The 9,438-nt window shown below is 42.5% G+C and carries 9 protein-coding genes; 3 read left to right on the top strand and 6 right to left on the bottom strand.

What is annotated here, in order from left to right; all coding sequences use genetic code 11:
- From csm5 to cas10, 5 genes are all read right to left on the bottom strand, one after another.
- Positions 1-1,110, bottom strand: a 1,110-nt coding sequence (csm5, locus tag J7J01_02585; protein ID MCD6209779.1) for a type III-A CRISPR-associated RAMP protein Csm5, incomplete at its 3' end; no start/stop codon positions are given.
- Positions 1,107-2,177: a type III-A CRISPR-associated RAMP protein Csm4 gene (gene csm4 / locus J7J01_02580; protein MCD6209778.1), complete on the bottom strand. Its 1,071-nt coding sequence runs from the start codon at positions 2,175-2,177 to the stop codon at positions 1,107-1,109. The genes csm4 and csm5, both read right to left, overlap by 4 nt.
- A 1-nt stretch (position 2,178) precedes the next feature.
- The gene (csm3, locus tag J7J01_02575) at positions 2,179-2,961 is read right to left on the bottom strand and encodes a type III-A CRISPR-associated RAMP protein Csm3 (protein ID MCD6209777.1); all 783 of its coding nucleotides are present in this window, start codon (positions 2,959-2,961) and stop codon (positions 2,179-2,181) included.
- Positions 2,962-2,970: 9 nt separating this feature from the next.
- Positions 2,971-3,354, bottom strand: a complete 384-nt coding sequence (gene csm2, locus J7J01_02570) for a type III-A CRISPR-associated protein Csm2 (GenBank protein ID MCD6209776.1) — start codon at positions 3,352-3,354, stop codon at positions 2,971-2,973.
- A complete protein-coding gene (gene cas10 / locus J7J01_02565) occupies positions 3,347-5,878 on the bottom strand; it encodes a type III-A CRISPR-associated protein Cas10/Csm1 (GenBank protein MCD6209775.1) in 2,532 nt (843 codons plus the stop codon). The genes csm2 and cas10 overlap by 8 nt, the downstream gene beginning before the upstream one ends.
- Before the next feature lie 189 nt (positions 5,879-6,067).
- On the opposite strand from cas10, the gene J7J01_02560 reads away from it, so the two are divergent.
- The 3 genes from J7J01_02560 (at position 6,068) to J7J01_02550 (ending at position 8,557) form a co-directional block, all read left to right on the top strand.
- Positions 6,068-6,418: a hypothetical protein gene (locus tag J7J01_02560; protein ID MCD6209774.1), complete on the top strand. Its 351-nt coding sequence runs from the start codon at positions 6,068-6,070 to the stop codon at positions 6,416-6,418.
- A gap of 182 nt (positions 6,419-6,600) precedes the next feature.
- Complete coding sequence (locus J7J01_02555; GenBank protein ID MCD6209773.1) at positions 6,601-7,743, top strand: DUF373 family protein; 1,143 nt, start codon at positions 6,601-6,603, stop codon at positions 7,741-7,743.
- Positions 7,744-7,828: 85 nt separating this feature from the next.
- On the top strand, positions 7,829-8,557 hold the full coding sequence (locus J7J01_02550; protein MCD6209772.1) for a 60S ribosomal export protein NMD3: 729 nt from the start codon (positions 7,829-7,831) through the stop codon (positions 8,555-8,557).
- A gap of 227 nt (positions 8,558-8,784) precedes the next feature.
- Here J7J01_02550 and J7J01_02545 read toward each other — a convergent pair whose 3' ends face one another.
- Positions 8,785-8,949, bottom strand: a complete 165-nt coding sequence (locus tag J7J01_02545; protein ID MCD6209771.1) for a hypothetical protein — start codon at positions 8,947-8,949, stop codon at positions 8,785-8,787.
- Positions 8,950-9,438: the final 489 nt, after the last annotated feature.

The following is a 9,438-nucleotide window of genomic DNA, read 5'->3' as shown; positions in this document are numbered from 1 at the left end:
CCCCAGAGGATATTTTGGCTTTCCATCTTCAAATACTAAACGGCGAGTCTTGGGGAACTCACTCACGAAAAACGGTTGATTTCTTCTCTTCCCCAAGCTGAATCTCTTCCGCAGTCCGAAGAAATCCAAATCCGGCTCTTCTTGCAATAGCCTCCCAACCGTCATCCCGTGCCAGCCAGAACCCCATGCAAGATGAAGTAAGAAAGAATCTTCTTCTCTTCTTTCTCTCAACATTTCATAAAATTCTAAAACATTATCAAGTTCTCCTGGTCTATTATACTGCCTGAAAAATCTCATTTCATCCTCGATAAACATATCTGCGAATTCGTTGCAAATCCTCGGTATTTCCCTTACAAGCTCCTGTTTGTTTTCAAAATGCAATTCGCTTGCTGCATCGTCTTCAAGCAAAAATTCGTCTATTTTCGTTTCCAAAACTAGCTTCGTTCCAGGCTTCAACGCCTCCACATACGTGTAAAAACTTTTCCAGTTGTGCCCCCGCGGCGTTGTTGTCAATGTTCGCACTTCTTCAATCTTTAAATTATTGGTGGCAACCGCATTAGTGTCTGAGACTTGCAATGCCTTCAAAAGATCGTGAGTCGGATCTATACCAAAAACTTCCTTTTCTATCTCATCAGCAACACGTTTCTTATCTACTCTGTCCCTGGACCGTACCAAATTCTCTAAATGACGTTTAGCTCTATCAAACCTATCCGCATCGTTTTTCAACACCCACCACAAAATCGCTGTTCTTATCGCACCCTTCACCGAACTGCCGGGAATATACACTTCATCCTTCGTTTTTATATGTTCTCTCACTTCACTACTTCGACTCAATCTACCAATTAATTGCTGGAGTTTTGTTCTCGCTGACGGGGTTATCCCCAGTGCGTATCTAACATGCTTCTTCGCAACCCCTGGTGCAAATCTCCCAAGATAAAATGCTCCTGCCTTTGCATCCTCGATAAATCCATCAGTATCAAATCTCTCATCCTCAAAAAGCCTGTCCACGTCCGCACGATAAAAATTATCCTCTACAACATACTCAATCGGGCTTATTGTACCGCCACTTCCTATGTGAACCGGAGAAATCACTTCTATCTCGTACTTCATTCGCCCACCCCCACCGGCACTGCAAACGCATATCCATATCTGTAAACTTCATGCAAATCTATTCCTATCGGCTTAACGTCTGCCAGACCACCATACAGGCTCGACCCTTCGCCAATTTTGAATACCGAACCCTCAGAGAACATCCTAACTGTTCTCCTCCTCAGATTCTTCACTTCCAGCGAGTAAATCCATCCTCCTCTGTTTATCAACTCGTAGTATCCATCCTTTAACGAGATTTCTCTTTCCCCCGGGTAATATAACGAAAGCGTAACAAAGTGATTCTTTGGTTCTATATTCAATTCTATCTCCTTAAATTCTGCTTCAAACAACCCTTTACCGTAAGTTCTGTCTCCTCCTATTCCTTCATCTCCAAGCACCCTTATAGCTGCCTCTACTCTTTTCTTGTATTCTTTCATTCTCAAATCCATCAGGAAATATAAACCACAATTCTCAGCGAACGAGACCTCACCAAAATGGTAAATATTTGATGCACTTGTTTTTCTGTCTATTACAACTCTCGGAACTTCCTTTTTACCAAAAATTTTTATTTCTTTGCTCTCTTTCACGCCAAATTCCTTTCTTAATCTTTTTAGCTCTTCATCATCAAAAAGAATACCTTGAATAATGTTCTCATCATTAATATAATCCTTTATCCTACTCTCTTCCTCTGTTACATTCCAAAAAATCTTCTCAGAAACAAACTTCACTCTCTTTAACCTTTTTAAAAGGCTAAATTTGTCCACCTTCTCATTCTCTTTCCTCTCTGCATTTAATCCTTCTATCACCTCATCATCCACATAATTATCCCAGTTTATGGATAACGGTAGAGGGAAAGTCAATATTTTGCCAGCATACAGGAAAGCAGAAGAAATTAAAAAAGGTGGTTCACGATCTTCAAATAGCTTTAAAACATCCTGCAATCCTTCATTACCGTAAAGCAACCTATATGCGTTACAAATAGCGCTGAATAAGGTATCAGAGTGAATATAATCCGAGGTCTTCTCCAAAACTGCCTCCTTATCGCCAAGATGAAAATGTGCCTTCGGTTTTAGTTTGCACACTCTCATGCTACCTGATTTCTTCCCTTATCGCTTCAAAATTCTTTACTATGTCTGCTGGAGTCGTATATTCACCATTTATCGGCTCCTTCTTCTCTATCTCTACATCCCCGCTCTCATAATCCGCCTTTGAGTTCCAGTATACGTTTATATCTTCAAATTTCACCCTGCCATATCCTCTTGAACCGCTTCCACCCAGATAATCGTGCTCTAAAAGCTCCAGCGCTTTGAATACCTCCTTCAAATTGCTTTTATCACCTTCACTGAAGATGTTGTATATCATCCCGAACTCGAATTCTGCTCCTTCTGGAACCCTCTCCATCTGTCTCGGGTTCGCTGCTGAGGTTATTCTATCTATTACATTCTCCCATTTCACTTCTGTATAAGGCAGGTCTGTCCTTGCTTCTTTAAGCATCTCGGTACTTCGCTCTGTTAAAAAAGCATCCCTCACAATCAGCCGGGTTGGCTCACCAAAACCTTTCTCACCGGGCAGACCAAAGATTTTGCAGACTTTGCATCTACTGAAACTCTCTTCATCCTCGCACTGGTGAATCTGAGACCCCCCAACATTCGCATTAAACTCCAATCCTTCCGCTTTCTCCAGTAACGACCTTAGTTTCCCCTTCAATGATGACCCCGGTATGTATGGTCGCTCTGTTATCGGATCCTTTATCACGGGATTATCCAAGCCCCCTATATCCAATCCAACAGTTGCACCACCAATACTCAAGCCTGTTTCCGCCCTTATCTTCCCCGTTATCAACACTTTTCCTTCCAAGCTTATTTTTACCATTTTTACCTCCTAATCCTTCCCCCATTTCCGGTGATAGGCTACAATCGCCTCAAAGAAGTCCTTGAATCTATCAAATTTACCTTCATCGTCGTCTATTTCTTTGATTGCTTTGTCCAGCACTTCTTGAAGAGGCAGTACTTCTCGATGCCTGCCCGCAGTATATGCTAATTTCGGTCTTAAAAGATCTATTTTGTATTTATCGAATTCCATCTTTTTCACTTCACTGAAGATATTTCGGATTTGGGATGTGGTCATCCCTGTTCCCCCCTCTCTTTTCTCTTTCCCTAAAAGTTCTCCCAAGTCTTTGGCGTCTTCCACCAACTTCTTACTATCCCCTGCCAAAATATCAGGCAAATCCTTTTTTATTTTTTCCACAATATTCCTCCTATCCATTTTTCTCACCCTGTTCCTTCCTCGTCAAAAATTCCACCCATCGCACTGCGATAGGCAAATACTCTATATTTTTACGAATAAGCTTTTCTGTTTCCCTCAATAAGGGCTCATTCTCCTTTGAAACTTTCGTTCTCGCAATCACATACGCCAATAGCCACCTCCACCTACCATACCGGTCATCATACTTCGCCAGAGCCTCACCATGCTTTGCGCTTTCTCGCTTATACTCATCATAAATCTCATATAATTTTTGTAGAATAGCGCGAGATACGCCGCCCGCTTTAAGAAGCTTCTCAAGATTAGCTTTGAGATTGGTGATCTCACCGCTAAACTCATACCACTTCACCGGCATTCCTAAAAATGTGATACCATCCTTCTCTATTGGCGTGGAATCCTCCTTCTTTAAACTCTTTGATTTATCCAATGCTTCTCCTGCCGTATCTGCTGCCTGAGATAAGGGATATTTCTTTGAAGGTGCTATGGTGATACCCGTAGATGAGGTAATATTCGGATTTCTGCACGTAAAAACTCTGAAATCTTCGTAAATCCTCTTACCTATCTCTGGCATCCTATCCCAGGAACCCACAATGAAAAGGTCATCACCACCAGAATAAATCGCGTATATTTTACCCTTATATCCCTCGCCTTCGCATATCCTCTCTATCCACCCCCTGAAGAACAACGAAAGCATGAAACTCAGATTTGATATCCTCGATATTGTTCTATCCTCCCCTAAACCACCCAAAAATATCATACCAAGGTCATCCACATCCGCTCTTAACACCGCCCATCTCTTTATCCCCGCAGAATCATCAGCCATCTGACCAAAATCTTTTATCTCGCCCGAAGTATTATACGGCGTATTCTTCACCAGGAACTTAAAGCCAAAAGAGATTGGAACTTCCATATCCGTACCCGTACATCCTGAAATAACATCCGTAAAATTTGTATCGTTTAACTTATACACAAATATATGCTCATGCTCAGGGTCCTCCTTCTTTAAAGTCTCTATCTCTATATTCTCCTTGAACTCATATTCAACACCAAACTTGGAGAGAGCATCTTTCCAGCACCCTCTCTCCTCTTCTCTTATTTTTATGCCCTCCTTCCATGTCTCAATCCAGTAATTCGCTCTCGCAATATCCTTTGCAAGCACTTCTAAACTTTTACAAAAGCTACATACCATTCTCCCCTCCTCTTCCCTCACTCCCTCTTCACTACCGCAGATCTCACACCTCGTCCCCCCTCTGTCTATCGGTCCAAAAATTTTTTCGTGCATTCCCGGCATCTCTAAAATCTCTGTGAATTTCCTCTTCTTTCCCAATGCTATCTTATCACCAATTTCGCCCCATTTTATACCGAACTTCTCATTTTGAAAATCATTAGCAGACAAAGGAAGCCATTCAAGCACTAAATAAAGTTCTCCTTTGTGAATTTCCAATAATATTTCGGCAATTCTTTTGCGAATCGCATTTAAATCCGCTTCTACAACGCCCGGCGCAAGGATATAAAAATGCCCACCACCGCAATAAAGCAGGTTTGTGAAAGGCAAGCTCAATTCTCGCAAGATATATTTCGCAATGCTCTCTGATAGCAACTCCAAATAGAAAGACCTGCCACGTAAACCCTTTGCAGCCCCTTTTGAGGTTATTGCATAAATAAATTTCTGTATTCCAGAAATATCACCGCCTATGAGTAGAAATTTAGCTTCGTTCAGGGCTTCTTCGCACTCGCTTAAATTCCCCCTTCTCCTTTTCTCGAGCCCGTTCATCACATTATCGAGGTATTCCTCTTCTACATTCGATTTGTACAGACACGAAGCAATAGCGCATGCTGTCTTCAAATGGTCGAAGAGTGGGACATCCGGCTTTGACCTCCAGACCGCTGACGGTACGCACCATGTATATTTCTGCAAAAGATGGTATAACGTGTTGAAATACGCATCAAAATCCCTTATCGTTTTTATTTCTTTAACTTCGTCCACAAATTCATTCCATAAACATTTATAAGCGCCCTTCAGCCAATCTTCTGCTCCTGGTCCTGACTCTCTCTTTAAATCTTCTAACGGTTTTGGAAATATAACATCTCTATTTAATTCCAGCTTTTTGACTGGATAATAGTATCTATATTCAGAGTATTCAGAGGATGACCTGCCTTTCCCGATATCAATCCTCGAAAAGATGGATATTAACGGTGTCTTCTCTCGTTCTCCCTTTCCTTCTCCTTCCTCTAATCCCCTTCTTTCGCCTGACGAGAGCCAATCTGCCAGCGCGATAATCTTTAAATTTAAATCACGATTCTTTGAATTATGATGGTATGATACTAAAGATTCACAATTTTGAAATTCTTCTGGCAGATAGTTAACGACGAAACTTGCACTCCATTTTGCATGTGCGCCATGCTTTCCATAATCCTCGGGGGTGAGATGGTTATATCTACTATCATGTGGTTCACCACTTCCCTGCCAGAACTTACCGATGTCGTGAAGTAGTGCCGCGAGCCGGAGGGTATTTTCCTTATCCATCTCCATTAGCTTTAGCTTTAACTTGAACTTAAAGAAAAATCATTTTATATAAAACTAAATACGGTAATCACTCCGATTCTATCCTCCCTTCATCAGTGGGTAGGCAGTATGGAATTGCACGATACTTGTCTGGGTGTTCGGGTCCACAATAAGAAAAGTTTTATAATAACGTAGCAGGAATAGTCCAGCATGATAAAGAAGGAGATAATAAACTATCAGTTTGGCGAGCGTATAAAGTCAGAGTTGATCATAGGCTCAAAGATGCTGGCGGTGATGGAAGCATTGGAAGCATGTGAATTGGAGGGAGCGAAGAAGACGATGGATGCATTCTTCGATGCCCTCGTTGTGGAGATAGGAATGGCATTGAGGGCAACAGGACAGCCCGAGTTCGCAATGGTAGAAGAGAAGTTGAAAGAGGTGAGACGGAAGATAGAGGAGGCAGATTATCGGGAGGCACATGCTAACTTCGGCAGAGCGGTCTCTCATGCTACTACTGCATGTGATAAAACAATGAGGACGCTGATAGATATGGATTTGTGATAGTATTAGTAATAGAAGTAATAGAAAACTTCATTTCGGTCCGTCATTGCATCGTTAAAAAAACCTTTCTTTCAAAAAAAAGCTTTACCAAAGAAATGTTATACTTTATGGACTATAAAATATAACAGTAACAGAATAGATTTAAATATAATAAAACCTTCCTAAGAATGGGAGGCTTCTTGGTGAGCTTGAGGGTAAGGACGCTAATTATCTGTGTAGACAGGGACAATGATATAGGAGAGAAGGCGGGTTTAAAAACACCAATTCTAGGTAGAGAAGCGAGCATAGCGGCTGCTACCAGGCTTGGGCTTGCGGACCCGGAAGATTCCGATATTAATGCGATATTTGAGGCGATCAGGGTATACGATAGACTGAAATCGGAGAATGCTGGATCGGCGGAGATTGCATTGATTGCCGGAGATAAGAATCTTGGAATCGTATCAGACAGGAAGATAGGAGAGGAGCTGGATAAAGTTCTCTCCAGCTTGGGGGCTGAATCTGCAATACTCGTGAGTGATGGTGCGGAGGACGAATGTATCATACCTGTCATTCAATCGCGGATGAAGATAGATTCGGTACGAAGAGTGGTTGTGAGGCAGAGTAAGCCGTTGGAGAGCACTTTTTATATGATGAAGAAGCTGATAGAGGAACCCGGGTTCTCACATACTTTCCTGCCACCTGTAGGACTCATTCTCGTCCTGTTAGCCATCTCTTTACTGTTTGAGCTATCAGGGAAGGCGATAGGAATAATCCTGGGAGTTATTGGCACTTATATACTGTTAAAGGGTCTGGGACGTGAGAGGCTGCTATGGGATTTGCTGGAGCTGCTAAAACAGTCACTATACAGTGGCAGGATATCCTTTGTCGCTTATATCTGCTCTATTGTGTTATTGATTCTGGGTACATTTCAGGGTATGGTAGGCAGCTGGGATTATTACATGAAAATGGGTTCAGAGATAGGAGGACCTCTATTACCTGTTGTAGTCTTCATCGAGTATGCGATATGGTGGTATGTAGGTGCAGCATTAGCCCCTCTGACCGGTAAGATGCTGAATATGTTTATAGAGGGTGAGAGGGTGATAGCGCACTGGGCTATTATGTTCTCTATTATCGCCTCTGGAATTATTCTCTGGGGTGGTAGCAAGAGTGTACTGTTATTAAACGAAGGCAATTATCCAATGGCTTATCAGTCGCTCTTCTTTGCATTCCTTGGTGCTATTATCATCTCCCTCATGGGTGTTAAGATATCATATTATGCAAAAACTGCAGACGAAGGGAAAGAAGGGAAAGCGGAAGTGGGTTTAAAAGTACAGGAGAGTAAGTGAGATAACAAATAAGCGACAAAATAAATTCATATCCACAACCAAGAACAAATAATGGACCTGGAGTTTCAGAAATAGAGATAGAAATATGACGAAAGAGAAATGGGAGAAGTTCTGTCCGCAATGCGGTAAGATAACGGATGACTTGATTGATTCCTTATGCCGTGAGTGTTTCATGGGTACCATTCAATTGATTGAGCCCGATGCGATGAAGGTACGCGTGTCCATGTGCAGGAAGTGTGGCGCTTACTTCAGGGGCGGTGAGAGGACGAGTATAGAAGATGCAGTAGTTCATATAGTGTCAAGAGAAATAAGGAGGAGATATAGAGATAGACTGGAGAGTTGCAGGGTGGAGGTGAACCAGATAGTTAGAGATAGCGGAAGAACGAGGGAGATAGTGACAGTGACTGTGAGAGCGGAGATAAAGGGTGTAACAGTAGAGCAAACGGGGGAGATAGAGGTAGATATAAAAACAGGGACCTGTAATAGGTGCAGCAGGATAGCAGGTGGTTATTACGCTGCTATAGTACAGATAAGAGCACAGGACAGGTATCCTGCCGATGAGGAACTTGCAACGGCAGTAGAAATCGCACAGGCTTCATTGAGTGGTGAGGAGTTCGTAACCAGGCAGCAGTTATTAAAAGAGGGGCTGGATATTTACGTCAGCAGCATGGAGTGTGGGCGCAGGATCTCACGTGCGATAGTGAAGCGATTGGGTGGCAATTTCACCGAGAGCCGGAGATTATACGGACGTAAAGATGGCAGAAATATATACCGAGTTTCGTTTGCCGTCAGACTACCTGGACTCAGAGAATGAGTGAAGTTTCGGATTTTAACAATTTTTAGACGGCTTTCTTTTATTAGATTCAGGGGAAGGGGAGGCTCAAAAACCTCAGGTTTATCAAAAGAGAAGAAGTTAAAAAACATGAATAGGTACAAAAATAAAAAGGCAGAGCTCCTTAGTTTTGGACTCTGTTTTTTCCATCCTTCCTCCCTTCTTCTTCTACGTCTATTAGCGAGTGGCATCACTTTTTTTCTGCGAAATCAACGATTAGTGTCCAGACCCGGGGGTGCCTGTACACGAGATACACGATAGGTTAACGTGTAGGTCGCATCTCCAGGAATGCCCCTATCGCCGTGAAAGATATGTCTGCGGTCTTTTCTCGGATTTACCGCGAGAATGCGAGCAAATCTTTCATCGATCCACAACGGACCTCTTATTAGCTCCGACCGGGCAGGATCACGTTCCCAAAGCTCGACAATAGCATTGCCACCACCGCTAAAGTATACGGGCTCCTCTACTCTCTAATCACCTGCGTAAACCGTGTTCTCATACTCGCCGGACCTCATACTCTGACACCGTTTACGACAAAATATGGCTCATCAACAGCCTCCTGAGTTTTGTCGCAGATTATTCCACGAAGATCTAATACCGCCATTTTATTACTCCCTTTTCATTTGAGTATTCTTATCCTCATCGCGCCCCTCCTCGGCGCTTTTGAGACACTTACTACGGTACCCTACGGCGAAGCAGCATTTTGATCAAGCTTTATTAAAGTTTGATGGGGAAATCCCCGTGCATCTCGAATTTTTTAAACTGCAGTTTTTTCTTTTGGTACACACCATGTATAGTCCAAAAAAAATGACTTTAAATACATTCAAACAACTAATGGGTTACGGCAGACTAACAGAGAAGAA

It is taken from the genome of Methanophagales archaeon (assembly GCA_021159465.1).
Classification (GTDB): Archaea; Halobacteriota; Syntropharchaeia; order Alkanophagales; family Methanospirareceae; genus G60ANME1.
The sequence above is the reverse complement of the archived record's forward strand: the minus strand, read 5'-3'. Positions and strand labels throughout refer to the sequence as shown.